Annotated in this window: 23 protein-coding genes and 1 other RNA gene; 4 read left to right on the top strand and 20 right to left on the bottom strand. The window is 71.7% G+C overall.

The window, feature by feature from the left end:
• Positions 1-54: 54 nt before the first annotated feature.
• Positions 55-339: a DUF3039 domain-containing protein gene (locus ABZZ20_RS17055; protein ID WP_030010729.1), complete on the bottom strand. Its 285-nt coding sequence runs from the start codon at positions 337-339 to the stop codon at positions 55-57.
• Positions 340-368: 29 nt separating this feature from the next.
• A complete protein-coding gene (locus ABZZ20_RS17050; protein WP_053784881.1) occupies positions 369-929 on the bottom strand; it encodes a YqgE/AlgH family protein in 561 nt (186 codons plus the stop codon).
• Between the two features lie 344 nt (positions 930-1,273).
• On the opposite strand from ABZZ20_RS17050, the gene murA reads away from it, so the two are divergent.
• Positions 1,274-2,620: a UDP-N-acetylglucosamine 1-carboxyvinyltransferase gene (gene murA, locus ABZZ20_RS17045; protein WP_356870183.1), complete on the top strand. Its 1,347-nt coding sequence runs from the start codon at positions 1,274-1,276 to the stop codon at positions 2,618-2,620.
• A 132-nt stretch (positions 2,621-2,752) separates the two neighbouring features.
• Here murA and ABZZ20_RS17040 read toward each other — a convergent pair whose 3' ends face one another.
• The 8 genes from ABZZ20_RS17040 to ABZZ20_RS17005 all read right to left on the bottom strand — a co-directional run bounded on the left by ABZZ20_RS17040 (position 2,753) and on the right by ABZZ20_RS17005 (position 13,077).
• A complete protein-coding gene (locus ABZZ20_RS17040; RefSeq protein ID WP_243627406.1) occupies positions 2,753-3,034 on the bottom strand; it encodes an HU family DNA-binding protein in 282 nt (93 codons plus the stop codon).
• 404 nt (positions 3,035-3,438) lie between these two features.
• A complete protein-coding gene (locus ABZZ20_RS17035; protein WP_356870182.1) occupies positions 3,439-4,842 on the bottom strand; it encodes an NAD-dependent malic enzyme in 1,404 nt (467 codons plus the stop codon).
• Between the two features lie 483 nt (positions 4,843-5,325).
• Positions 5,326-7,632: a UvrD-helicase domain-containing protein gene (locus tag ABZZ20_RS17030; RefSeq protein WP_356870181.1), complete on the bottom strand. Its 2,307-nt coding sequence runs from the start codon at positions 7,630-7,632 to the stop codon at positions 5,326-5,328.
• Positions 7,633-7,725: 93 nt separating this feature from the next.
• The gene (locus ABZZ20_RS17025) at positions 7,726-8,295 is read right to left on the bottom strand and encodes a CGNR zinc finger domain-containing protein (protein ID WP_356870180.1); all 570 of its coding nucleotides are present in this window, start codon (positions 8,293-8,295) and stop codon (positions 7,726-7,728) included.
• Between the two features lie 392 nt (positions 8,296-8,687).
• Positions 8,688-9,212: a GNAT family protein gene (locus tag ABZZ20_RS17020; protein ID WP_356870468.1), complete on the bottom strand. Its 525-nt coding sequence runs from the start codon at positions 9,210-9,212 to the stop codon at positions 8,688-8,690.
• Between the two features lie 138 nt (positions 9,213-9,350).
• On the bottom strand, positions 9,351-10,520 hold the full coding sequence (locus ABZZ20_RS17015) for a uroporphyrinogen-III synthase (protein WP_356870179.1): 1,170 nt from the start codon (positions 10,518-10,520) through the stop codon (positions 9,351-9,353).
• A gap of 126 nt (positions 10,521-10,646) precedes the next feature.
• Complete coding sequence (locus tag ABZZ20_RS17010) at positions 10,647-12,017, bottom strand: nitrate/nitrite transporter (RefSeq protein ID WP_356870178.1); 1,371 nt, start codon at positions 12,015-12,017, stop codon at positions 10,647-10,649.
• Between the two features lie 97 nt (positions 12,018-12,114).
• Positions 12,115-13,077 (bottom strand): LysR family transcriptional regulator, encoded by a 963-nt coding sequence (locus tag ABZZ20_RS17005; protein ID WP_356870466.1) that lies wholly within the window; start codon positions 13,075-13,077, stop codon positions 12,115-12,117.
• An 87-nt stretch (positions 13,078-13,164) separates the two neighbouring features.
• On the opposite strand from ABZZ20_RS17005, the gene ABZZ20_RS17000 reads away from it, so the two are divergent.
• Positions 13,165-14,409 (top strand): MFS transporter, encoded by a 1,245-nt coding sequence (locus ABZZ20_RS17000; protein ID WP_356870177.1) that lies wholly within the window; start codon positions 13,165-13,167, stop codon positions 14,407-14,409.
• A gap of 102 nt (positions 14,410-14,511) precedes the next feature.
• Here ABZZ20_RS17000 and ABZZ20_RS16995 read toward each other — a convergent pair whose 3' ends face one another.
• From ABZZ20_RS16995 to ftsE, 7 genes are all read right to left on the bottom strand, one after another.
• Positions 14,512-14,775: a hypothetical protein gene (locus ABZZ20_RS16995; protein ID WP_356870176.1), complete on the bottom strand. Its 264-nt coding sequence runs from the start codon at positions 14,773-14,775 to the stop codon at positions 14,512-14,514.
• Positions 14,772-15,119, bottom strand: a complete 348-nt coding sequence (locus tag ABZZ20_RS16990) for a DUF6247 family protein (RefSeq protein WP_356870175.1) — start codon at positions 15,117-15,119, stop codon at positions 14,772-14,774. Before ABZZ20_RS16990 ends, ABZZ20_RS16995 begins: the two co-directional genes overlap by 4 nt.
• A gap of 112 nt (positions 15,120-15,231) precedes the next feature.
• Positions 15,232-15,620, bottom strand: a transfer-messenger RNA (tmRNA) gene (ssrA, locus tag ABZZ20_RS16985).
• 84 nt (positions 15,621-15,704) lie between these two features.
• On the bottom strand, positions 15,705-16,190 hold the full coding sequence (gene smpB, locus ABZZ20_RS16980; RefSeq protein ID WP_356870174.1) for an SsrA-binding protein SmpB: 486 nt from the start codon (positions 16,188-16,190) through the stop codon (positions 15,705-15,707).
• A gap of 18 nt (positions 16,191-16,208) precedes the next feature.
• Positions 16,209-17,426 carry a S41 family peptidase gene (locus ABZZ20_RS16975; protein ID WP_356870173.1) on the bottom strand — a complete coding sequence of 406 codons (1,218 nt, stop codon included), beginning with the start codon at positions 17,424-17,426 and terminating at the stop codon, positions 16,209-16,211.
• A gap of 67 nt (positions 17,427-17,493) precedes the next feature.
• Positions 17,494-18,426, bottom strand: coding sequence for a permease-like cell division protein FtsX (ftsX, locus tag ABZZ20_RS16970; RefSeq protein WP_356870172.1), 933 nt, complete (start codon positions 18,424-18,426; stop codon positions 17,494-17,496).
• A 17-nt stretch (positions 18,427-18,443) separates the two neighbouring features.
• A complete protein-coding gene (gene ftsE / locus ABZZ20_RS16965) occupies positions 18,444-19,133 on the bottom strand; it encodes a cell division ATP-binding protein FtsE (RefSeq protein ID WP_030161344.1) in 690 nt (229 codons plus the stop codon).
• Between the two features lie 225 nt (positions 19,134-19,358).
• On the opposite strand from ftsE, the gene ABZZ20_RS16960 reads away from it, so the two are divergent.
• Positions 19,359-19,550 carry a hypothetical protein gene (locus ABZZ20_RS16960; protein ID WP_356870171.1) on the top strand — a complete coding sequence of 64 codons (192 nt, stop codon included), beginning with the start codon at positions 19,359-19,361 and terminating at the stop codon, positions 19,548-19,550.
• Positions 19,551-19,683: 133 nt separating this feature from the next.
• Here ABZZ20_RS16960 and prfB read toward each other — a convergent pair whose 3' ends face one another.
• On the bottom strand, positions 19,684-20,793 hold the full coding sequence (gene prfB, locus ABZZ20_RS16955; protein WP_356870170.1) for a peptide chain release factor 2: 1,110 nt from the start codon (positions 20,791-20,793) through the stop codon (positions 19,684-19,686).
• Positions 20,794-21,106: 313 nt separating this feature from the next.
• Between prfB and ABZZ20_RS16950 the strand changes: the two genes are divergently transcribed.
• Positions 21,107-22,108: a 2-oxoglutarate and iron-dependent oxygenase domain-containing protein gene (locus tag ABZZ20_RS16950; protein ID WP_356870169.1), complete on the top strand. Its 1,002-nt coding sequence runs from the start codon at positions 21,107-21,109 to the stop codon at positions 22,106-22,108.
• 100 nt (positions 22,109-22,208) lie between these two features.
• On the opposite strand, the gene ABZZ20_RS16945 is transcribed toward ABZZ20_RS16950, so the two are convergent.
• Together ABZZ20_RS16945 and ABZZ20_RS16940 are read right to left on the bottom strand one after the other, a co-directional pair.
• Positions 22,209-23,456 carry a serine/threonine-protein kinase gene (locus ABZZ20_RS16945; protein WP_356870168.1) on the bottom strand — a complete coding sequence of 416 codons (1,248 nt, stop codon included), beginning with the start codon at positions 23,454-23,456 and terminating at the stop codon, positions 22,209-22,211.
• A 198-nt stretch (positions 23,457-23,654) separates the two neighbouring features.
• Positions 23,655-25,430 (bottom strand): serine/threonine-protein kinase, encoded by a 1,776-nt coding sequence (locus tag ABZZ20_RS16940; RefSeq protein ID WP_356870167.1) that lies wholly within the window; start codon positions 25,428-25,430, stop codon positions 23,655-23,657.
• Positions 25,431-25,554 lie beyond the last annotated feature (124 nt).

Below are 25,554 nucleotides of genomic sequence, written 5' to 3'. Positions count from 1 at the left end.
ACCCGGCGGCCCCGGAAGACCCGGCGGCCGCGGAAGACCCGCCGACCGCAGGACCTACTTGTCCTTGCCGCCCTTGTCCTTGTCCCCGCCGGGGCCCATGGATTCGTAGATCTCCTTGCACATGGGGCAGACCGGGTACTTCTTCGGATCCCGGCCCGGCACCCAGACCTTGCCGCAGAGCGCGACGACGGGGGTCCCGTCGAGCGCGCTCGCCATGATCTTGTCCTTCTGGACGTAGTGGGCGAAGCGCTCGTGGTCGCCGTCGCCGTGGGACACCTGTGGCGTCGGCTCTACGAGGGTCCCCGTACCAGTCCCGCGCTCGGGCTCAAGAGTGCTCATAAGAGCCAGGGTACCGATCCCCGCGCGGGTCAGTTGAGCGACGGGTCGTCGGGATAGGTGGCGACCATCGCGAGCTCGCTGCGCTGGCGGCGCAGCACCGCCCGCCACAGGCGTTCCGGATCCGGGAAGGACACGTCTCCGGGCTCCGATTCCACGACGTACCAGGCGCCGTCGCCGAGCTCGACCTCCAGCTGGCCCGGGCCCCAGCCCGAGTAGCCCGCGAAGATCCGCAGCGAGCCCAGCGCCGCGGCCAGCAGCTCCGGCGGGGCCTCCAGATCGACCAGGCCGATCGCCCCGTACACACGGCGCCATCCGAGCGGCCCCTCCTCGCCCGGGATGACGGCCACCCCGAGGGCGGAGTCCAGGCCCACCGGGCCGCCCTGGAAGACGACCCCCGGATCGCCGGCCAGGGTGGCCCAGGGCAGCAGGATGTCGCCGACGCCCACGGGGGTGGGCCGGTTGAGGACCACGCCGAGCGAGCCCTGCTCGTCGTGGTCGAGCAGGAGCACCACCGCGCGGTCGAAGTTCGGGTCCGCGAGGGCGGGGGTGGCCACGAGCAGCCGCCCTGTGAGGGAGGACACCTCGGTCATGCCGACATGATCTCGCACATTCGCCCTTCAGGGGGAGCGGGCGGAGGAATCGGATCGTACGCAGTTCCGGGCGCACGGCAGCAGCGAGGAGCGCGCAGCCCCGCGTGCGGCCCCGCGTACGGTCCTGTTGCGGTGCTGTCGGGGTGCGCGCGGGGTGCGGGCACGACGGAATGCGACGCTCCGCCACGGGGTGGGCACTGAGGGTGTTGTGGCTGATTCATGACAGACCTACGGCAGCGTCAGCCTTACGAACAAGGGGGTGTCGCCCCTTACCCTTTTCCCTGGCCCCCTGCCCACCCTCCTCTGGCTTCGCCGGGGGAGCCCCTCTCCGGAACGCGAGATCCATGACCGGCACAGACAGAGACGACGTCCTACTTGTCCATGGCGGTACCCCGCTCGAGGGCGAGATCCGTGTCCGCGGTGCGAAGAACCTCGTGCCCAAGGCCATGGTCGCCGCTCTGCTCGGCAGCGGACCCAGCCGGCTGCGCAATGTCCCCGACATCCGCGACGTCCGGGTCGTGCGCGGTCTGCTCCAGTTGCACGGGGTGACCGTGCGCCCCGGCGAGGAGCCGGGCGAGCTCGTGCTCGACCCGACGCACGTCGAAAGCGCGAACGTCGCGGACATCGACGCCCACGCGGGCTCGTCGCGCATCCCGATCCTGTTCTGCGGCCCCCTGCTGCACCGCCTGGGCCACGCCTTCATTCCGGGCCTCGGCGGCTGCGACATCGGCGGCCGGCCGATCGACTTCCACTTCGACGTGCTCCGCCAGTTCGGCGCGACCATCGAGAAGCGCGAGGGCGGCCAGTACCTGGAGGCCCCGCAGCGGCTGCGCGGCTGCAAGATCCGCCTGCCCTACCCCTCGGTCGGTTCGACCGAACAGGTGCTGCTGACGGCCGTCCTGGCCGAGGGCGTCACCGAACTCAGCAACGCGGCCGTCGAGCCGGAGATCGAGGACCTCATCTGCGTACTGCAGAAGATGGGCGCCATCATCTCCCTCGACACCGACCGGACCATCCGGATCACCGGCGTCGACCGCCTCGGCGGTTACAACCACAAGGCGCTCCCGGACCGCCTGGAGGCCGCTTCCTGGGCTTCCGCGGCGCTGGCGACCGGCGGCAACATCTACGTCCGCGGGGCGCAGCAGCGCTCGATGATGACCTTCCTCAACACGTACCGGCGCGTCGGCGGCGCGTTCGAGATCGACGACGAGGGCATCCGCTTCTGGCACCCGGGCGGTCCGCTCAACGCCATCGCGCTCGAAACGGACGTGCACCCCGGCTTCCAGACCGACTGGCAGCAGCCGCTGGTGGTGGCCCTGACCCAGGCCGCCGGCCTGTCGATCGTCCACGAGACGGTCTACGAGTCCCGGTTGGGATTCACCTCGGCACTCAACCAGATGGGTGCACACATCCAGCTGTACCGGGAGTGCCTGGGCGGCAGCGCCTGCCGTTTCGGCCAGCGCAACTTCCTGCACTCGGCGGTCGTCTCCGGCCCCACCAAGCTGCAGGGCGCCGACCTGGTCATCCCCGACCTGCGCGGCGGGTTCTCGTACCTGATCGCGGCGCTGGCGGCCGAGGGCACCTCGCGGGTCCACGGCATCGACCTCATCAACCGCGGCTACGAGAACTTCATGGAGAAGCTCGTGGAGCTGGGAGCCAAGGTCGAGCTGCCGGGCGGCGACCTCGTCTGAGGCCCCCCCCAGGCCCCACGAGGGCCCCTGACAGGCCAAAGGGCGGCCACCCCACCGGGTGGCCGCCCTTCGGCGTTCGCTGCGTACTGCTGCCGTCCCGAGGGCCTGTACGGCCCTCGGCACAAGGGCGGACTACTTGCCCTTGGCGGCTTCCTTGAGCTTGGAGCCCGCGGAGACCTTCACGCTGAAGCCGGCCGGGATCTGGATGGGGTCGCCGGTCTGCGGGTTGCGCGCGGTGCGAGCGGCACGGTGGGTGCGCTCGAAGGTCAGGAAGCCGGGGATGGTGACCTTCTCGTCGCCCTTGGCGACGACCTCACCGACGGTCTCGGCGAGGGCGGCCAGAACGGCGTCGGCGTCCTTGCGGGTCACCTCGGCGCGCTCGGACAGAGCGGCCACCAGCTCACTGCGGTTCATGTTGTACTCCCGTGTTCAACTTGCCTTAGAGGCGTGAGATCGAAGCCGATGCTGCCAGGGCCCTCGGACAGTCCCCGGACCCGGGTCTGAACGTCAGACCCTCTCGCCCGGTTACGCATCCTGCCCCCACCAGCGGCGGGAAAGCCAATCCGGCACCCGCCAGGGTCACACGAAAAGCGCCACAGTCACGCCGCGGTGACGCTCCGTCCGCACTTGGTGGATGCGGACCGCGGACCTCGCGGGCATCCCCGCAACCCTAGAGGCGGCCCGGCGGGCCCGCATCTCGCGACGCGCCGGGAGCGACAAGCCGTGAGGGCCGTCACAGGGGCCGCGCGACGGCCCCGCGACGGCCCCGCGACGGCCCCGGCCGCGCCCCGCGGGCCCTGCCCGGGGCCCCGCCGGGCTCAGAGTGCCGAGGCGGCCTTGCGGACGGCTCCGGCGACGGCGCCGGCGACCTTGTCGTTGAAGACCGACGGGATGATGTAGTTCGCGTTCAACTCGTCCTCGCCGACGACGTCCGCCAGCGCGCTCGCGGCGGCCAGCATCATCTCCGTGTTCACCGTGCGGGACTGGGCGTCCAACAGGCCGCGGAAGACGCCCGGGAAGACCAGCACGTTGTTGATCTGGTTCGGGAAGTCGGAGCGTCCGGTGGCCACGACGGCGGCGGTCTGACGGGCGATGGCCGGGTCCACCTCGGGGTCCGGGTTCGCGAGCGCGAACACGATCGCGCCTTCCGCCATGGCGGCGACGTCCTCGCCGGACAGGACGTTGGGAGCCGAGACGCCGACGAACACGTCGGCGCCGACCACGGCCTCCTTCAGAGTGCCCGTGTAGCCCTCGGGGTTGGTGTTGTCGGCGATCCAGCGCAGCGGGGAGTCCTGGTCCGCGTCGACCAGGTCGGGGCGGCCCGCGTGCACGACGCCGTGGATGTCGGCGCTGACCACGTTCTTGACGCCGGCCGCGAGGAGCAGCTTGAGGATGGCCGTACCGGCCGCACCGGCACCGGACATGACGACCTTGACGTCGCCAACTGCCTTGCCCACAACGCGAAGTGCGTTGGTGAGGGCTGCGAGGACGACGATGGCGGTGCCGTGCTGGTCGTCGTGGAAGACGGGGATGTCGAGGGCCTCGCGCAGCCGGGCCTCGATCTCGAAGCAGCGCGGCGCGGAGATGTCCTCCAGGTTGATGCCGGCGAAGCCCGGGGCGATCGCCTTGACGATGGCGACGATCTCGTCGGTGTCCTGGGTGTCCAGGCAGATCGGCCAGGCGTCGATGCCCGCGAAGCGCTTGAAGAGGGCCGCCTTGCCCTCCATGACGGGCAGTGCGGCCATCGGGCCGATGTTGCCGAGGCCCAGCACGGCGGAGCCGTCCGTCACGACTGCGACGGAGTTGCGCTTGATGGTGAGGCGGCGCGCGTCCTCGGGGTTCTCGGCAATGGCCATGCACACGCGGGCAACGCCCGGGGTGTAGATCATCGAGAGGTCGTCGCGGTTGCGGATGGGGTGCTTGGACGCCATCTCGATCTTGCCGCCGAGGTGCATCAGGAAGGTTCGGTCGGAGACCTTGCCGAGGCTGACGCCCTCGATCTCCCGGAGCTTGCCGACGATCTCGTCGGCGTGCGCGGTGGAGGTCGCGGCGATGGTGACGTCGATGCGGAGCTTCTCGTGACCGGAGGCGGTCACGTCGAGGCCGGTGACCGACCCACCGGAGGACTCCACGGCGGTGGTGAGCTGGGAGACCGCGGTTCCGCTCGCGGGCACTTCCAGGCGGACCGTCATCGAGTACGAGACGCTGGGCGCCGTTGCCATGGCCGTGTTCCTCTTCTGTCCCTGGTTCTTCTGTACACACAGGGCCCCGCTGCACGCCAGGTGCGGCAGGACCTGTTGTCCGATCGTCCCACCTACCAGCCAGTACAAGGTAACCAGCTACAAAATTCGGAAAGACACTTCCACCATACGAGATGGATCGGCACGCGGGAAAGCGCAGCCCGTACGAAAAAGGTCCGCGCCCCTCGGTGACCGAAGGACGCGGACCTCTGTGAACGTCTACGACACCGACCCGCCATGCTCGCCTCGCGGCAAGTGGTCGCTCTAAGCGACGAAGGTTGGGCCCGGGGGCTTGGATCGAGCCGGTGTCGTACCCAGGCTAACAAAGGATCGCCGGAACCGACCCCCCTACCCGGAGTTGACCTCGTCTCACCACGCGTGTGGCCGCGGGCCATCCGGCCCATCGCCGCCCCGACCCGTCCAAGCCCCGGCCCGACCCTTCCGAACCCCGACCCCGCCGGGCCGCTACGGCCGGAGGAGGGCCGGGACTCCCGAAGAGTCGGGGGTGTCGCGCTCGGACGCCACGACGGTCAGCTGCTGGGTCGCACGGGTCAGGGCCACGTACAGCACCCGCAGGCCCGCCGGGGACTCGTCCGCGATCTCCGCCGGGGAGACGACCACCGTGGCGTCGTACTCCAGCCCCTTGGCCTCCAGGCTGCCGAGGGCCACCGCACGCTCGCCCAGGTCCGCCAGCCAGCCCGCGGCCTCCGCACGCCGGTCCATGGCCACGACCACGCCGACGGTGCCGTCCACCTGCTCCAGCAGCCGCACGGTCTCCGCCCGAACGGCCGCTCCCAAGTCGGCCTCGGCCGCAGTGAAACGCGGTTCCAGGCCCGTGGAGCGCACCGCGGTCGGCGGCTCCATGTCCGGCATCGCCAGCCGCAGCACCCGGGCCGCGACCTCCGCGACCTCCGCCGGGTTGCGGTAGTTCACCGTCAGGGTGAAGCGGCGACGCGGTCGGGACCCCAGCGCCTCGTCACGCGCGGCGGCGGCCTCCTGCGGATCCGTCCACGAGGACTGCGCCGGGTCGCCGACCACCGTCCAGGTGCCGTGCCGGCCGCGGCGGCCCACCATCCGCCACTGCATCGGCGTCAGGTCCTGCGCCTCGTCCACGATCACGTGTGCGTACTCCGTACGCTCCGCCGCGATCCGCTCTGCCCGCTCCCACTGGGTCTCCTCGCGGGTCGGCATCAGCTCCTCCAGCCCGCTGAGCTGGTCGAGCGGGTCCATCTGCCGCTTCCGCTTCGGCCGCGCCGGGGCGCCCAGCAGCAGCTGCAGTTCGTCGAGCAGCGCCACGTCGTGGACCGACAGCGGACCCTTGCCGTCCGGGCCCACCCGGCGTAGCGAGCGCGCCAGCTGGCGGGTCTCGCGCGGGTTCAGGACCCGCCGCGACCAGCGGCCGAGCCTGCGCTCGTCGGCCATGGCGGCCAGCACCGCGCGCGGGGTCAGCTCGGGCCACCAGGCGTTCAGGAAGTCGATGAACGCGTCTTCGGTCGAGATGTCCTCGTCGAACGCGGAGCGCAGCTCGGCGGCCAGCTCCGGGTCGCTGTGCCGGCCGGCGCCGCCGGACTTCGCGTACAGCGCGTCGAGCAGCAGCTTGCGGGCGCGCGGGCGCAGCAGGTTCACCGGGGCGGTGCCGCTGAGCACGTTCTGCCGGATCCGGTTCAGCTCGTCGGCCTCCAGCTCCTGGCGCCGCCCGAAGGCCACCACGCGCAGCCGCTCCGGGGCGTTGCCGAGTTCCAGTGCGCCCCGGACGGCCTTGTGGAGCACCTTGCGCATCCGGGAGGAGCCCTTGATCCGGGCCACGGCCGGGTCGTCGTACGTCGTCGCCTCCGCGCCGTCGACCAGCGAGCCCAGCGCCCGGATGGCGACCTGGCCCTCCTCGCCGAGGGAGGGCAGCACGCCCTCGGTGTACGCGACGAGCAGCGGGGTCGGCGAGACGATCAGGATGCCGCCGGAATAGCGGCGCCGGTCCTGGTAGAGCAGGTAGGCGGCGCGGTGCAGGGCGACGGCGGTCTTGCCGGTGCCCGGCCCGCCCGCGACCTCGGCGACCGAGGCGGCGGGGGCCCGGATCACCAGGTCCTGCTCGGCCTGGATGGAGGAGACGATGTCCCGCATCGAGTGCGTGCGGGCCCTTCCGAGCGCGGCCATCAGCGCGCCGTCGCCGATGGCGGGCAGTTCCCGGCCGTCGAGGAAGGCGGTGACCTCGGGGCGCATCAGGTCGTCCTCGACCCCGAGCACCTTGCGGCCCTTGGAGCGGATGACGCGGCGCCGTACGACACGGCCGGGGTCCTTGGGCGTGGACCGGTAGAACGGCGCGGCGGCCGGCGCGCGCCAGTCGATGACCAGCGGCGCGTAGTCGGCGTCGAGCACGCCGATGCGCCCGATGTGGAGCGTCTCGGCGACGTCGGCGGTGAGGTCCGCGCGGATCGCGTCGTCGGCCGGCTCGACGCAGGTGTACGCGCCGTCGGGCCCGCGCTCCCCGTCCTTGCCCAGGACCAGGTCGATCCTGCCGAAGAGGAAGTCCTCGAACTCGTTGTTCAGCCGGTTCAGGTGGATACCGGCCCGGAAGACCTGGGCGTCGCGCTCGGCGAGCGCGCCGGGCGTACCGACCTGACCGCGTTTGGCGGCGTCGTTCATCAGGAACTCGGCCTCGTCGATCTTCTCCTCCAGGCGGCGGTACACCTGATCCAGGTGCGTCTGCTCGACCGTGATCTCCCGATCGCGGACGGAATCCGCCGTGCTGTCGACAGCGGCATTCTGCGCGGCCACCAAGGCCCCCTTCTGACGTGCATGGGCGACCGTCAACCGTACGCGAATCCGCACCCGGTCCGCACGCCCGTTCCGGTGACCGGGCGAAGATCACTATCCGGGGCGGGCCGCGAGGACCCTGCGGCGGTGCCGCGCGACCCGCTCGCGGTTGCCGCACAGCTCGCTGGAGCACCACCGGCGCCGGTGTCCCCGCGAAGTGTCCAGGTAGACCCGTGTGCAGCCGTCGCCCTCGCAGGAGCGCAGCAGGGCCCGCTCGCCGGGGTCGGTGAGCAGTTCGACGGCGTCCCGGGCGACGGCGGCGAGCAGCGCACCGCATTCCACGCCACCGCACAACTCCCGCACGAGGTGGCCCTCTTGGTCCTGTACGGCACACAGTCCCGGGGGTGGACCGGCGGCCAGCGCGTTGACCCGGGCGAGCGCCCCCTCGTCGGGTCCGGCGCCGGCCAGCTCGGCCCGTACGAGGCTGCCCACGTCGGAGCGCAGTGCCCGGAAGGCCTCCACCCAGTCGGGGCCCACCCGGGCGAGCGGCGTCCGGTCGGGCACGAGTCCGGCCCCGGCGAGCCACAGTCGCAGTTCGTCGCCGTCCTGGATCTCCTCGACGCCCGCGGGGGCGGCCAGGGTGGCCACCAGGTCCAGGCAGACCCGCCCGGAGTCGAACCACATGCCGGTCACCGCCTCTTGCGCAGGGGCCTGTCTTCCGGGTCAGGCCGGATCGGCCCGCGTCGCCCGGCGCCGTGGACCGCAAGGCCGGGGAACGTCCATGCGGTGGGGGCACCCCCGGTGGTAGCTGGGGACATCGGCGACCGACGAGAACGCAGCGAGGCGCGGTGCCAGGCGGCGCGGGCCCGGCACGATCCGGAAGACAGGCCCTACGGGCGTGCCTCTCAGAGTGCCGCGCGCCGGGTCGATGCGGAACCCCCCGTACGGGGGCCTGAGCGGGTCTGGTGAGTCCGGGTGGTGGAGGAGCGGGTCGAGGGCGACGGTCATCGGCCCGCAACGCCACCCGGACTCGCCCGGACTCACCCCTTGACTCACCCGGGCTCACCCGGACCCGCTCAGAGCGGCGGGTCGTCGTGCAGGAGGCGTTGGAAGAGGCGGTGGTCGCGCCAGGCGCCGTCGATGTGGAGGTATCGGGGCGCCAGCCCGTACTGCTCGAACCCGGCCTTCGCCAGGACGCGTTGCGAAGCCAGGTTGTCCACCAGGGTCCCGGCCTCCACGCGGTGCAGCCCGAGGTCGTCGCGGGCGATCCGGCAGACCTCCTCCAGGGCGGCGGTGGCGATCCCCTTCCCGGCCCAGTCCCGATCGACCCAGTAGCCGACGCCGCCGCTGCGGAAGGGGCCGAGGGCGATGCTGCCGAGGTTGATCATCCCGACGGGTGCCCCGGTGGCGGCCTCGACGAGCACGTACGGCGCCAGGCGGCCTCCGTCGCGCTCGGCGAGCAGCGCCCGGATGCGCGCGGCCTGGCCCTCCTTGGTGAAGTACACCTCGGACCGCCACGGCTCGAAGGGCGCCATGTGGGCCCGGTTCCGCATCAGTACCTCGGCCAGCCCGGCGGCGTCCCCGACCTCGACGCCCCGCATCTCCACCCCGTCAACGATCACCAGGGCACGCTAACGAAACCCGGCTCCCATCTCCAGGCCGCCGACGTGATCCGGCTCCACCGACACGATCCGTCCCGCCCTCGTCAGTCCGCCCTCGTCCGTCCGGTCCCGCCCGCGTCAGTCCGCCGGCACGCACTCGCCCGCGTCCAGCGCCAACCGGTATCCCCTCTTCACCACCGTCTGGATGAGGTTCGCCGCGCCCAGCGCCCCCCTCAAGCGGGCCATCGCCGTCTCCACGGCGTGTTCGTCCCGCCCCGCACCCGGCAGGGCCCGCAGCAGTTCCGGCCGCCCCACCACCCACCCCGGCCGGCGCGCCAGCGCCCGCAGCAGGGCCATTCCGGCCGGTGGCACCGCTCGTAGCTCCGCGTCCACCAGGACCGCGTGGCCCCGGATCTCCACCCGGTGCCCCGCCACCGGCAACACCCGCGCCCGCCCCGGTAGTTCCTGGCACAGCAGCTGCACCAACGGGCCCAGCCGGAACCGCTCCGGCTGCACGGTGTCCACCCCGTGCGCCTGCAACGGCAGTGCCGTCACGGGCCCCACGCACGCCGACAGCACGTCTCCCCGCAGCCCGCCCAGCACCGCGTCCCGCATCCCCCGCTGCTCCGCCCGGGACAGCAGCGAGGCGGCTGCCGGTGCCGAGGTGAAGCTCACCGCGTCGACCCCGCCGCAGGCCACCGCGTCCAGCAGCCGGTCCAGCGGTCCGAGGTCCTCCGGCGCCATCCACCGGTACACGGGGACCACCACCACTTCGGCCCCGCCGGCCCGCAGTGCCTCGACGAATCCGGGCAGCGGTTCCCCGTGCAGTTGGAGCGCGATGCGCCGCCCGGCGACCCCGGCCGTGAGCATGCGGTCCAGCACCTCGGCGAGGGACTCCGACTGCGGGGACCAGGTCTCCACGAGCCCGGCCGCCCGGATGGCGCCCTTCACCTTCGGGCCGCGCGCCAGCAGTTCGCTGGCCCGCAGCCGAGCCAGCAGTGCCTCGCCGATCCCCCAGCCGTCGGCGGCCTCGATCCAGCCGCGGAACCCGATGGCGGTGGTGGCGACCACGGTGTCCGGCGCGCAGTCGATCAGTTCCTTCGTGGCGGCCAACAGCTCGCTGTCGTCGGCGAGCGGCACGATCCGCAGCGCCGGGGCGTGCAGGACGGAGGCTCCCCGCCGGCGCAGCAGCGCGATCAGGTCGTCCGCCCGTCGGGCGGCGGTGACCCCCACGGTGAACCCCGCCAGCGGACCCGCCGCCGGGACGGCGGCAGCGCCGGCCGCAGCGACGGTGTGCGTGTCGTCCATGGTGACCTGCCTTGCCCTGTGGGTCGTTATCACATCGCGCGCCCGCATGTCGCGTGCGCGGAACTGAGCCTGTCAAGTCGGCGTGTCAGGCTCGGTTCCGCCGTATTTCGTGGCCGTAAACCGCCGTTACACGGAGGTGAGCTGCGGTTTCGCCTCGGCTCCGGCCGCCGGGAGCGTCGCGCCGACGGGCCGACGAAGGTATACCGCCCAGGTCACTGCGCAGCACGCCGCGTAGAAGCCGAGGAAGGTGACGAAGGCGGCCGTCCCGGACCCGGAGCTCGCGAACGCTTCCCGGAAGGCCAGGTTGATGCCGAGTCCGCCGAGGGCTCCCACTGCACCGATCAGGCCCATGGAGGCGCCGGACAGTCGGCGTCCGTGCGCGGCCGCGGCCTCGCCGTCCATGCCCTGCGCCAGCGCCTTGGCCTGGAAGATGCCGGGGATCATCTTGTACGTGGAGCCGTTCCCGAGCCCGCTCAGCACGAACAGCGCCACGAACCCGACGAGGAACACGGCCAGCGACTTCTGTCCCGAGGCGTAGACGACCACGCCGGTCGCTGCGGCCATCGCCACGAAGGTGCCGAGCGTGATGCGCGCCCCGCCGAACCGGTCCGCGAGCGCGCCGCCGACCGGCCGGATCAGCGAGCCCAGCAGCGGCCCGACGAAGGTGAGCGAGGCGGCCTGGAGCGGGGTCCGGCCGAACTGCGTCTGGAGCACCAGACCGAAGGCGAAGCTGTAGCCGATGAAGGACCCGAAGGTGCCGACGTAGAGGAACGCCATGATCCAGGTGTGGGCGTCGCGGGCCGCCTCGCGGACGGCGCCCACGTCGTTGCGCACGGGTGCCAGGTTGTCCATCCGCAGCAGGGCCAGCACGGCCGCGACGACGATCAGCGGGAGGTAGATCCCCAGCAGCAGCCTGGGGTGCCCGGCGCCGACGGTCCCGATGACCAGGAGGGCGATGAGCTGCACCACGGGCACGCCGATGTTGCCGCCGCCGGCGTTCAGACCGAGCGCCCAACCCTTCTTGCGCAGCGGGAAGAAGGCATTGATGTTGGTCATGGAGGAGGCGAAGTTTCCGCCGCCCACGCCGGTGAGGGCGGCGACGGCCAGGAAGGTCCCGTACGAGGTCCCGGGCTCCATGACGACCAGCGCGGCGGCGGTGGGCGCGAGCAGGAGCAGGGCGCTCACGACGGTCCAGTTGCGGCCTCCGAAGCGGGCGACGGCGAAGGTGTACGGCACCCGCACGAGGGCGCCCACGAAGGTCGCGGTCGCGATCAGGAAGAACTTCCCGGCCGGGTCGATCCCGTACTGGGGGCCCATGAAGAGCACCATCACGGACCACAAGGACCAGATGGAGAACCCGATGTGCTCGGAGAGCACGGAGTAGAGGAGGTTGCGCCGGGCGATGCGCTCCCCGGTCTGCTTCCAGAACGTCTCGTCCTCGGGTTCCCACCGCTCGATCCAGCGGCCCCCCTTGCGCGGTGCGGTCGTACTGGTCATCACACGCCTCCACAACTGTCGCGTCCGTGGTGACGACCGTAGGAACGGCGCGTTTCGGCCTGGGTCCCCGCCGGATGACCGGCGGGAAACCTTGCACTCACCCGCCGCCGGGGACGCCTGTGAGCGCGGCCGGGCGCCAGCTCGCCGGAGGTACGTCCAGCCAGCCGCGCTCGGCCGCGATCTGGGCCGCGGCCTGCTGGAGCGCGTGGAGACCGGGGTGGCTGAAACCCTTCCTCCACACCATCGACAGGGGGGACAACGGCACCGGATCGACCAGCGGCCTCTTCACGGACCCGGGGAGGTCGAGGAAGTCCACGCTCGCCAGCACGGGATTGCGGGTCTTGGCCATCACGCGGCGGAACTCCTCCTTCCCCATGGCCACGGGCGCGGGCGCGGCCAGCTCGATCCCTCGTCCGGCGAACAGCTCGCGGGCGAGCCCGGTCCACTCGACGGTCCGCGGATTGCCGGCCCCGGCGTACACGGTCTCCCCGGCCAGGGCATCCAGCGGTACCTCGGCCCGCCCGGCCAGCGGATGCCCGTCGGGCAGCAGCACGGCGAGCGGCTCGTACCGTACGGGCTGCTGCGCGAGGCGGGCCCGCAGCGCCGGGTCCAGGCCGTCGGCGTACCCGAAGGACACGTCCAGGCGCCCGGCGACGACCTCGGCGGCGGCGTGCGTCAGCCCGCTCTCGAAGCGGGCCATCAGCTCGCAGTCCGGCGCGAGCTCACGGGCCCGTTCGAGCACCGTGCGCGCGGTGCTCGGACCGTCGGTGTTCAGGTCGACGAGCAGCGGCCGAGGGCCGGCGAAGGCGGCGGCGAGCTCCTCGTGCGCGGTCAGCACCCGACGGGCCAGGGGCAGCAGCCGCTCCCCGTCGACGGTCAGCTCGACGGCGCGGGTGGTGCGCACGAACAGCGCGGCGCCCAGGGCCGCTTCGAGCCGTCGCACGTCCCGGCTCAGCGCCTGCTGGGCGACGTACAGCCGGACGGCGGCGCGGGTGAAGTGCAACTCCTCGGCCACGGCGACGAAGGCACGCAGCAGCCGGGGTTCCACATCTCGGGACATCACCCCGGGAGACTAACAACAGGAACGGGTGAATGGCGCACGAACAGGTGTTGGACGCAGGTACGGCCCGGGGCGGAGCCTTGGATCATGCCGCAGACCAGCCCCCTCATGACCGTGACCGGCTCCACCCTCGTCATCGCCCCCTCCCCGCGCCGCCGCGCGGCCCGCACACCGGGTCCGTACGGGCGCCTGTTCGCCCTGCCCGGCACCCGCGCCTTCACCGCCGGGAACCTGCTGGCCCGGCTGCCCATGGGCATGTTCGGCATCAGCGCGGTCATGATGATCGCCGGGCAGCGCGGTTCGTACGCCCTCGCCGGCGCGGTCACCGCCACCGGGCTGGCCGCCACCGCGCTGGTCGCGCCGTGGACCGCCCGCCTGGTCGACCGGTACGGGCAGGCCCGGATCGCCGTCCCGGCCACGCTGGTCGCGGTCCTCGGCTCGCTCTCGCTGATCCTGTGCGTACGGTCCCAGGCCCCGGCCTGGACCCTCTTCGCCTCGTACGCGGCGACGGCCACCACACCCAACATCGGCGGGATGTCCCGCGCCCGCTGGACCCACCTCCTGCGCGACTCTCCGGCCGCGCACCACACGGCGATGTCCTTCGAGCAGGCCGCCGACGAGCTGTGCTTCATGTGCGGCCCGGTGGTGGCGGCCTTCCTCTGCTCGGCGGTCTTCCCCGAGGCGGGCACCCTCACGGCGGCCACGCTCCTCCTCACCGGCATGCTGCTCTTCACCTCCCAACGCGCCACCCAGCCCCCGGTGTCCGGGCACGGCCACGGCCGCTCCCCGCTGCGTGCGATCCGCCCGGTGCTGTACCTCTTCCTCCCGCTGGGTCTGCTCTTCGGCTCGATGGAGGTCACCTCGATCGCGTACCTCGACGCGCGCGGCCTGGGCGGCGCCACCGGCTTGGTCCTGGCCCTCCAGGCGGCCGGCTCCTGCGCGGCCGGCCTGCTCTACGGCACCCTGCGACCGCGCAGCCTGCGGACCTGTCTCGTCGCCCTGAGCGTCGCGATGGCCCTCCCCTGGGCTGCGACGGCCACGGGCTCCCTGCCGCTGCTGGCGGGCGCCCTGCTGCTGGCCGGCATGGCCACGGCTCCGACGATGGTCACGGCGATGTCCCGGGTCCACGCCGTCACTCCCGAGGGGCGTCTGAACGAGGGCATGACCCTGGCGGTCACGGCCATCCTGGCGGGCATAGCCCTGGGCTCGGCGACGGCGGGCGCCCTGATCGACCACCTGGGCCCGACCGCCCCGTACGCCCTCCCGGCGGCGGCGGCCCTCCTGGCCCTCGCCATCGCCAGCGCGAGCACGACGAAGACCTTGCAGCGCTGAGCGGTGACGCCGCGGGGCCTTCGCCCACGGTCCTGCACGGAGCGTGCCGCGCTCTGTGCGCCACCGATGATCACTGGGTCCCGACGGCTTGGTTCTGCTGCCCTACCCCGACCAAATGATGTTGCACACGTACAAGCACTCATGGCGAGGGACGACGAGGAACTGGACAACACCGCGACCGCCGAGGATGTCAAAGGAGCGCAGGCCGCCCTCCCGCCCGGTCGGGTGCCCGGCCCGCGCGGCGTCACGCCCGAGCGCGACGAGTTCGGTTGCCAGCCTCTCCACCTCCGCGACCACGCCCGTGGGCAGGCCGTTGGTGTGGTAGGCGGGGTCGTCTGTGTTGTACTCCCATCGCCAGTCGCTCACAGACCCGCCTCGGCCTTCGCCGCCTGGAGGATCTGCTGGACCTCCGTGAGCGCGTCCGTGGGGTCCTCGTTCCCCGCGTCGATGAGGGCTTCCAGGTCATGGAAGCGGGCAGCGCGGGTGGGGTACCGGGCGATCGCCACGTTGATCGCCCAGACGTGGATGAAGGCACGCAAAGGAGCAAGGCTCTGACTCTGCTGCGCGTTCGTGGCGGCCTCTGCCAGATGCTCGTCGAAAGCGTGGATCCGGGACGGGGCGATCCGGGCAATGGCGTGCCGCACTGCGGCCACGGTGAGTTCGGGCATCGGGATAAGTGGGCCATCGCCCATGGGCATCGGTGCAGTCACGGATACTCCTCCTCGGCTGTGGCCCCACAGTACTGGTCCGGGCCGGACAGGGACTCGCTCATGACGAAGGCCCCGCAGCCGTGAGGCCGCGGGGCCTTTGCCCACATGGGATGAGTGGAGATGGCGGGAATCGAACCCGCGTCCAACGGTGCAGAAGCAGGGCTTCTCCGAGCGCAGTCCGCTGCGCTTTTCTCGGCCCCGGAGATCACACGGACAAGTCTCCGACGGGCTCAGTCACTGTTTGGTTTCCCTCCAACCCCCGTGACCGGGGCTAGAGGTTTAGATCCCTAATTGACGCCAGGATCCGGACCGGGACCACTTCCGGGCTGACGCTCCTCACAGAGGCTTCAGCTCACTGTTATTAGGCAGCGAGGGTGAAGCGGGAGTTATCGCTCTTGGAGTTGGCGATTATTGTTTGCGACATGTGGTTAGCGAGATCATTGCCGCTTCCTCGGCTCGCTTCCCCTGCATCGACATCCGCTGTCGAAACCGATCATCCCCATGTTGTTTTTTCAAGGTGCGCCACCCCCCAGGGGGCGATGCTGACCCCATGGTACGCGAAGTGGACCACGGGATGCCAGGAGATTAAACCGTGCCCCGCTGCTTGCGGCGGATGGCCGAGATCGCCCGGTTCGTCTCGCGGGTGTCCTGCTTCTCCCGCAGCGTCTGGCGCTTGTCGTACTCCTTCTTGCCCTTCGCCAGCGCGATCTCGACCTTCGCGCGGCCGTCCTTGAAGTACAGCGACAGGGGCACGATCGTGTGACCCGACTCGTCCGCCTTCCGCTCCAGCTTGTCGATCTCCTCCCGGTGCATGAGGAGCTTCCGCTTGCGCCGGGCGCTGTGGTTGGTCCAGGTGCCCTGGCTGTACTCCGGCACGTGCACGTTGTAGAGCCAGGCCTCGTTGCCCTCCACGGACACGAAGCCGTCCACCAGCGAGGCACGGCCCTGGCGCAGGGACTTCACCTCGGTGCCCGTGAGCACGAGACCGCACTCGTAGGTGTCGAGGATCGTGTAGTCGTGGCGCGCCTTCTTGTTCTGGGCGATCAGCTTGCGCCCTTTTTCCTTAGCCATAGTGCGGTCATTTTCGCACTACGGACCCACCCCGAGGCCACCCAATACCGTGCGGGCCCGCTCCTCGACGCCGTCGCCCGCCGCCAGGTCCGGGGTGATGCCGCTGCCGTCGAGGCTGCGGCCCGCCGGCGTGCGGTACGTGCCCACCGTCAGTTCGGCCACCGAGCCGTCCGGGAGCTGCGTCGGCATCTGCACCGAGCCCTTGCCGAAGGTCCTCGTGCCCACCGCCACCGCGCGCCCGCGGTCCTGGAGGGCCCCCGTCACCAGCTCCGCCGCGCTCATCGTGCCGCCGTCCACCAAGGTCACCAGGGGCCTCGCGGTGTCCCCGCCCGGGCTCGCGTACAGGGCGCGCTGGGTCCCTCGTACGTCGTACGTGGCCACCAGCCCGCCGTCCAGGAAGGCGGAGGCGGCCGTCACGGCTTCGGTGACCAGCCCGCCGGGGTTGCCGCGCAGGTCGAGCATGACTCCGGCGCCGGGCGGGGCGGCGCGGACGGCGGCGCGGACCCGCTCGCCCGAGCCGCGGGTGAAGGAGATCACCTTGATGACGGTGATCCCGCCCGCGAGCTCCCGTACGGTCACGGGCTCGGCGTGCAGCTGCTCGCGGCGGAGGGTCTCGGTGAGGTCGCCGTCGTCCCGGGTGAGGTGCAGGACGACGGGGGTGCCGGCCTCGCCGCGCAGCAGGGCGACCACGTCGGCGACGCGCAGGCCGGTGACGGACTGGCCGTCGATGCTCAGCAACCGGTCCCCGGCGCGCAGGCCGGCCCGGGCGGCGGGGCTGCCGGGCTGGACCTCGTCGATCTCGATGCGCCCGTCGTGGCGGCGCCCGGCCCAGAGCCCGACGCCGGTCCAGCGACCGTCGAGTTCTGCTGCGAAGGCGGCGTACTCGCCCCGGTCGTAGACCACGCCCCAGCGGTCGCCGCTGCGGCTGACCACCTCTTGGGCGGCCTTCTTGCCGGACTTGCCCTCGGCGACGGCGGTGGCGGCGGCTCGGGCGACGGCCTCCCGGTCGGCGGTGGCGGCTTCGCGGGGCGCCGCTGGGCCGGGCTCGGGGGCGGGTTCGGGGGCATCCGCACCGGCGTCCGCTAAGCCGGCACCGGCGACGACGCTCACGGCGTCCGCGCGGTCCCAGCAACCGGTGCTCGCGGCGGTGCCGACGGCCGCGATGAACGCCAACGTCAAAGCGGCCCCGCGACGCAGGTCGCGGGGCCGGAGACAGGAGGCGGGCAGACCCGGCATGTCGCCGAGTGTAGGACAGGGCCCGTGGAGGCAGGGGGAGTTGAGCGGACCTCACACGGGGCGATCGTCACACCTTCAGGTACTTGCGCAATGCCACGAAGGCGGCCAGCGAGGGCATCAGCACCCCGATGACCAGTACCAACGGCAGCTTGGTCAGGACGGAGTCCCAGCCGATGAAGTTGATCAGCTCCATCTTGGTGCGCAGCGAGGCGCCGTGGTCGATCACGAAGTACTGGCCCGCGCCGAGCATCACGCAGGCGAACAGGGCGCCGATGAGGCCCGCGAACGCGGCCTCCATGATGAACGGCACCTGGATGTAGAAGCTGGAGGCGCCCACCAGCCGCATGATCCCCGTCTCACGCCTCCGGCTGAAGGCGGAGACGCGCACGGTGTTGACGATCAGCAGCAGCGCCACGATCAGCATGATCAACATGATGCCGAGGGCGGCCCAGTTGAGGTAGCCGAGCATCTGGAAGAGGTTGTCCAGTTCGGTGTGCTGGTCGGCGACCGACTGGACCCCGTCGCGGCCCGCGAAGGCCGTGGTGATGACCTTGTACTTCTCGGGCTGCTTCAGCTTCACCCGGAAGGAGTCGGGCATCTGGTCCGGGGTGATCACCGAGGCGAGCGCGGTGTGCCCGAAGCGCTCCTTGTAGTGCTTGTAGGCCTCGTCGGAGGACTCGTAGTGGACCGTCTCGACGAGCTCCATCTTCTTCAGGTCGGTCTCAATCTGCTGCTTCTGCTCGGGAGTGACCGCACCCTTGGCGCAGGCCTTGCTCCCGCTCTCGCTGTTGTCCTCCGCGTCGCTCTTGTTGCAGAGGTAGATCGAGACGTTGACCTTGTCGTACCAGTAGCCCTTCATCTTGCTCACCTGGTCGCGCATGAGCAGGGAGCCGCCGAACAAGGCCAGCGAGAGGGCCACGGAGATGATGACCGCGAAGGTCATGGTGAGATTGCGACGGAGGCCGACGCCGATCTCCGACATGACGAACTGGGCGCGCATGACGTCTCAAGGGCCTTTCAGTGCTGGTAGCCGTAGACGCCGCGCGACTGGTCGCGTACGAGTCGGCCCTGTTCGAGTTCGATGACGCGCTTGCGCATCTGGTCCACGATCTGCTGGTCGTGCGTGGCCATGATCACGGTGGTGCCGGTCCGGTTGATCCGGTCCAGCAGCTTCATGATGCCGACCGAGGTCTGGGGGTCGAGGTTGCCGGTGGGCTCGTCCGCGATCAGCAGGGCCGGGCGGTTGACGAAGGCGCGGGCGATGGCCACGCGCTGCTGCTCACCGCCGGAGAGCTCACCGGGCATCCGGTCCTCCTTGCCGCCGAGGCCCACCAGCTCCAGGACCTGGGGGACGGCCTTGCGGATCTCGCCCCTCGGCTTGCCGATGACCTCCTGGGCGAAGGCGACGTTCTCGGCCACCGTCTTGTTGGGGAGGAGGCGGAAGTCCTGGAAGACGGTTCCCAACTGACGCCGCATCTGCGGGACCTTCCAGTTGGACAGCTTGGCGAGGTCCTTGCCGAGGACGTGGACCTGGCCGTGGCTCGCCCGCTCCTCGCGCAGGACCAGCCGTAGGAAGGTGGACTTGCCGGAGCCGGAGGAGCCGACCAGGAAGACGAACTCGCCCTTCGCGATGTCCAGGGAGACATCTCTGAGTGCGGGGCGGTTCTGCTTCGGGTAGGACTTGGAGACGTTGTCGAATCGGATCACGGGTGCACCACGGTCGCCGGGAGTAGGTGTGCGTGACCATACGCGAACGGGCGCGGGGTGGGGACCCGGCGTCCGGAGTTGCCCGATATATCCCCTGGTCCGGGAGGGGTCCGTCCGCGATTGCCCGGACGGGCCGCGCCGAATGTCGCGAGAGCTGGCACAGTGGTAGGGGGAACGGTGTCGTTCCCCCGAGCGTTATTCAAGGGGACGAGAGGAGGAGAGCGCATGACATATGACCGGCTCGTGTGCGCGAACTGCGCCGCGCCCGTCAGTCAGGGCCGCTGCCCGGTGTGCCGGGCGAACCGGGAGCGCCTCCAGCAGGAGGGCCCCTTCGCCGGCCTGAACCCCATGGCGCTCATCGCGCTCCTGGTGGTCCTGGTGACAGCTCTGGCCCTGGTGGCACAGCACACGGCGTAGTGCCGGTCATGCGGCTCCGCCGCGTGGCTCACCTGCCGCGTCCCGATCACCGGCGCAACGGACGGACGAAGGGCTCGGACACCTGCGGTGTCCGAGCCCTTCGCACACGCGTCACGCGGCGCGGTGCCGTTGCCTACGCGGTCTGCTCCTGCTGCTTGCGCCAGCGGATGCCGGCCTCCAGGAAGCCGTCGATCTCACCGTCGAGCACCGCCTGCGGGTTGCCGACCTCGAACTCCGTACGCAGGTCCTTGACCATCTGGTACGGGTGCAGGACGTAGGAGCGCATCTGGTTGCCCCAGGAGCTGCCGCCGTCCTTCAGCGCGTCCATCTTGGCCTGCTCCTCCTGGCGGCGCCGTTCGAGCAGCTTGGCCTGGAGGACGTTCATGGCGCTGGCCTTGTTCTGGATCTGCGAGCGCTCGTTCTGGCAGGAGACCACGATGCCGGTCGGGATGTGCGTGATGCGCACCGCCGAGTCGGTCGTGTTGACGCCCTGGCCGCCGGGGCCGGAGGCGCGGTACACGTCGATGCGCAGTTCGCCCTCGTCGATCTCGACGTGGTCGCTGGACTCCACGACCGGCAGGACCTCGACGCCCGCGAACGAGGTCTGGCGACGGCCCTGGTTGTCGAAGGGCGAGATGCGCACGAGGCGGTGCGTGCCCTGCTCGACGGAGAGCGTGCCGTAGGCGTACGGGGCCTTGACGACGAACGTGGTCGACTTGATGCCGGCCTCTTCCGCGTACGAGGTCTCGTAGATCTCGGTGGGGTAGCCGTGGCGCTCGGCCCAGCGCAGGTACATGCGCTGCAGGCGCTCGGCGAAGTCGGAGGCGTCGACGCCACCCGCCTCGGCGCGGATGTTGACCAGCGCCTCGCGCTCGGCGTACTCGCCGGAGAGCAGGGTGCGGACCTCCATCTCGTCCAGCGCCTTGCGTACGGAGATCAGCTCGACCTCCGCCTCCGCGAGGGTGTCCGCGTCGTCCATCTCCTGGGCGAGCTCGAAGAGCACCGCGAGGTCGTCGATGCGGCCGCGCAGGGTCTCGGTCTTGCGGACCTCGGCCTGGAGGTGCGAAAGCTTGCTCGTGATCTTCTGGGCGGCCTCCGGGTCGTCCCACAGGGACGGCGCGGCGGCCTGCTCCTCAAGCACGGCGATATCTGCCCTCAGCTTGTCGAGGTCCAGGACGGCCTCGATCGACCCCATGGTCGAGGAGAGGGACTTCAGCTCTTCGGAAACATCGACGACTGCCACGGGTCCAGCGTAGCCGGTCCGCGGGCAAGCCCGTCCGGGCAGGCCGATTCACCCGTTCTGGTGAACGAGGGAACGGGCGTACGCTCACGATATGACTCTCCTCCTCGTCAAGCGCCGCCATGTGGATCACATGCGTGTCACGACGACGAGCTGTCTGCCGCCGGACCATCCACAAGCCTGATCCACCCCGATCCGACTTGGTCCTGAACGCGGCCCAAGCGGCTCCGGCGCCATCCCTGCCGGCGGCCCTCCCCCTCCGCTGCCCCGACACCTCTGGGGAACAGGACCCCGTGACATCCGAAACGGAGCCGTCATGCCGTCCGCGCACACCCTCCCTGTCATCGATCTCTCCCAGGCCGACGACCCGACCCAGCGGGCCGACTTCCTGAAGGAGCTGCACGCCGCAGCCCGAGACACCGGCTTCCTGCACCTCACCGGGCACGGCGTCACCGACGCCGAGACCGCCCGCATCCTTGAGCTGACCAGGGCCTTCTTCGCCCTTCCAGAGGCTGACCGACTGTCCGTGAGCAACCTGAACTCGCCGCACTTCCGCGGCTACACCCACATCGGCCACGAGCTGACCGGCGGGGCCTCCGACTGGCGCGACCAGTTGGACATCGGCGCCGAGCGGCCGGCGCCGGCGGTGGGACCGGACGACCCGGCCTACCTGTGGCTGGAAGGCCCGAACCAGTGGCCGCAGGCGTTGCCCGAGCTCCGGACGGTCGTACTGGAGTGGCAGTCCCGGCTGGCCGCGGTGGCCCACCGCCTGCTGCAGGAACTGCTCGCCTCGATCGGCGCCCCCTCCGACTTCTTCGACGCGGCGTTCGCGGACCGCCCCCACCTGCACACGAAGCTGATCCGCTACCCGGGGTCCGCCCCCTCCGGCGCCGACCAGGGGGTCGGGGCCCACAAGGACTACGGCTTCCTCACGCTGCTGCTCCAGGACTCGGTGGGCGGCCTACAGGTCCGACAGGACGACGGCTTCCTGGACGTCCCGCCGATGCCGGGAGCGTTCGTGGTCAACCTGGGCGAGCTGCTGGAGATCGCCACGGAGGGCTACCTCCGTGCGACGGACCACCGCGTGGTCAGCCCACCGGGGGCGGTGGAGCGGTTCTCGGTGCCGTTCTTCTACAACCCGCGGCTGGACGCGGTGGTGGAGACCGTCCCGGGCGAGTACCTGCGAGCGGCGCCGGGCGTGGAGCACGACGCGTCGAACCCGTTGCACGCCGAGTACGGGCGCAACGAGCTGAAGGGTTGGATCCGCGCCCACCCCGCGGTGGCCCGCCGCTGGCACCCGGAACTGGTCGAGGCCTGAGCCCCGCCCGGGCGGGCCGACCGGGCCGGACGGCGCGGTCGGCGCGGGCGGGTAGCGCGGGCCGGCCGCGCTAGGCGGGGCCGGTCCGCGCGGCGCGCGGCTACCGCTTCGTCGGCGCCGAATGCTTGATGGTGTCCCGGGGCGGGGGCTCGTCGCCCGAGGCGGCCAGCCAGCCGCCGACGCCCAGCGCGGCGGCCAGCACCGCGGCTGCCGCCGACAACGCCAGGCGGCGCTTGCGGACCGTGTCCGCGCGGTGGCGGGCCGAGCCGGGCCGGTGGCCGCCCGCCGGGCGCGGCACCCGGGCCGTGCCGAGCGCACCCCCGGCCAGCTCGTCCGGTGCCGGCACCCGCATCGAGGTGTGCGTGTCCCGGTTCGAATCCGTCGCGGACCCCGGCACCAGCGGGACCACGCCCCGGCGGCGCACCGGGTCCGCGTCCAGCGGCTCCGCCGCCGCGGGCTCCGGCTCCGGCTCGTCCGGCTCGTCCACGTCCAGCGGCGGCATCCCGGCCAGCAGCGGCAGCAGGTCCCGCAGCCGCGTCGACAGTTCGGAGGCCCGCAGTCGGGACGCGGGTGCCTTCGCCAGGCACTGCACGACCAGCTGCCACAGCTCGTCGGGGATTCCGGGGAGGGGGACCACCGTCTCCGTCACGTGCCGGCGCAACACGGCGCCCGGGTGGCCGCCACCGAACGGCGTGAACCCGGCCAGCAGCTCGTACAGCACGGTCGCGAGGGCGTATATGTCCACGGCCGCCCGCGGCGGCAGGCCCTCCACGATCTCCGGCGCCAGGTAGTCGGGCGTGCCGATGATCCGGGTGGTCGGAGCCGAGGCCCGGCCGCCGGAGGCCCGGCGCGGGGAGTCGATCAGCTTGGCCACGCCGAAGTCGGTCAGCAGCGCCGGATGCGCGCCGCCCGGCCCCAGCGGTCCCTGCATGTCCAGCAGGACGTTCTCGGGCTTCACGTCCCGGTGCACGACCCCCGCCGCGTGCGCCGCCGCCAGCGCGTCCGCGACGTCGGCGACGATCGCCACGGCGGCCTCGGGTGCGAGCCTGCGTTCGCGGTCCAGGCGCGTGCGCAGGTCCGTACCGCGGACCAGGTCCATGACCAGGGCCAGGTCGTTGCCGTCGACCACGAGGTCGCGGACCGAGACGATGTGCGGGTGGTCCAGGCCGAGCAGCGCACTGCGCTCCTGGACGAAGCGTCCGACCAGCTCCTGGTCGGACGCGAGGTCCTCGCGCAGCAGTTTGACGGCGACGGGCCCGTCCGGCCCCTCGCCCAGCCACACCGTGCCCGCGCTGCCGCGCCCCAGGATCTGGTGCGCGGTGTACCGGCTGCCGATCTTCCGTGCCACGACTGCTCCCTCAGCGGCTGGCGTACGCACCAAAGCTACGCGGCCGGATGGGGGTTGGAAGCCAGTAGGGGGCCCGATTCGCGGCGACCTTCACTTCTGGGGGCGAAATCACGCCCCAGAAGTCGACAAATCCACGAAGTCGGCGCTAGGAGGGCCCGGTTCAGGTCCGGCTTGGACCCGCCTCGGGGCGCTCCGGGCTCAGGGTGCGGTGCCGCCCGTGGAGTTGCTGAGGGCGCTGACCCAGTCGACGACGTCGGTGCCCCAGGTCCACAGCTGGTCCCACCAGCCCTTGCCGGTGCCGACCCACTCCTGGAGCGGGGTGAGCTCCCAGATCAGCCAGCCCGCCACGAAGAACAGCAGGATCATGACCAGGCAGCCCTTGAGACAGCCCAGACCCGGGATGCGCACCGGATTGGCGCTGCGGCGGCGCGGCTCGCGCGGTTCACGGGGCGCGCGCTGCTGCGGCGGCGGGCTCTGCGGGGGCTGCTGCTGCGCGGGCGCCTGCCGTTGGGGCTGCTGGCGCTGGGGCTGCTGCTGGTACGGGGGCGGCTGCGGCTGCTGGTACTGCTGCGGCGGCTGCGGCTGGTAGTACGGCTGCTGCGGGGGCTGCTGGTACTGCTGCGGCGGCGGACCCTGGCGGTACTGCGGGGGCTGCTGCGGCGGCGGGCCCTGGTGGTACTGCGGCGGCTGCTGCGGTCGCTGCTGCGGCGGCGGGGGCGCCTGCCGCTGCGGTCGCCGGCGCAGGGGGTCTTCGCTCGGGTCGAGGTAGTGCATCTGCGTCTGCTCGTTGCGGTCGCGCGCGGCCTGCATCTGCGACTGCCACGGGTGCGGCTGGTCCGGCTGCTGCACCGGCGGCATGACCGAGGTCGGATCGGCGCCCGGGGCGCCGCCGGGGCCGCCCGTGCTCGGCAGCACCGAGGTGGCGTCGGCCGCACCGACCGGCGGCAGCACGCTGGTCATGGCGTTCGGGTCGTACGCGCCGGCCGCGGGCCCCGCGGCGCGGCCCGGCAGCACCTGCGTCGGGTCGGCGGCGCCGCCTGGGGTTTCGGGGACAGGCGCGGGCGACGGATCGGGCGCGAGCAGCGCGCCGACGCCGAGGGCGGCCTCCACCTCGGAGGGGGCGCTGTGCACGCCGATCCCGGCGGCGACCACGCGCAGGCCGCGGGCCAGGCTCTCGGCGCTGGGGCGTTCGTTCGGCTCCTTGCGCAGGCAGCGCTCGATGACGATCCAGAGCGGCTCGGGCAGGGTCGAGGGGCGCTGCGGCTCCTCGCTGAGGTGGCGGTGGAGGACTTCGAGCGCGGTGCCGCCGGCGAACGGCGGTCGTCCGGTGACCAGTTCGTAGAGCAGGATGCCGGCGCCGTAGATGTCGACGGCGGAGGTCTGCGGGCGCCCCTCGGCGGACTCGGGGGCGACGTAGGCGGGCGTGCCGACGAACTCGTGCGTGCGGGTCAGGCCCGGGGAGTCGGCGAGGCGGGCGATGCCGAAGTCGGTGAGCATCGGCTTCATCTGGCCGGCGCGCTCGTCGAGCAGGACGTTGGCGGGCTTCAGATCGCGGTGGACCACGCCGTCGGCGTGGCTGGCGGCGAGCGCGTCCGCGATCTGGGCGGTCAGCAGGCTCGCGGCGACCGGCGTGAAGGGGCCGTTCTCCCGGATGTACTTGTGCAGGTCCGGGCCGTCGATCAGGTCCATGACGAGGGCGAGCAGGTCGCCCTCGACGACGAGGTCGCGGGTGCGCACGATGTTGGGGTGCGTCAGCCTCAGCAGGACCGAGCGCTCCCGCAGGAAGCGCATGACGATGTCGGCGTCCTGCGCCAACTCTTCCTTGAGGACCTTGATGGCCACCGTCTCGCCGGGCTGCCCGGCGACGGCCGCCTCCGCACCGGCGGTCTCCCGCTGGCGGGCACGCCAGACGGTGCCCGTGGCGCCGCGTCCGAGCGGCTCCTCGAGCAGGTACTTGCTGCCGACTGGCCGCACGTCTCGCGCTCCCTGCTGTCGTCCTGCTGTGGTTCGTTTTTCCGGCCCACTCTAGGGGGTGTCCCCGGGGAAGACGCGGGGTGCCGAAGGTTGGTTGCCGCACATATGTGCGAAGGGTGACGTA

The organism is Streptomyces sp. NPDC006430, from assembly GCF_040612395.1.
Lineage (GTDB): Bacteria > Actinomycetota > Actinomycetes > Streptomycetales > Streptomycetaceae > Streptomyces.
This window is presented reverse-complemented; position numbering and strand designations above follow the sequence as displayed.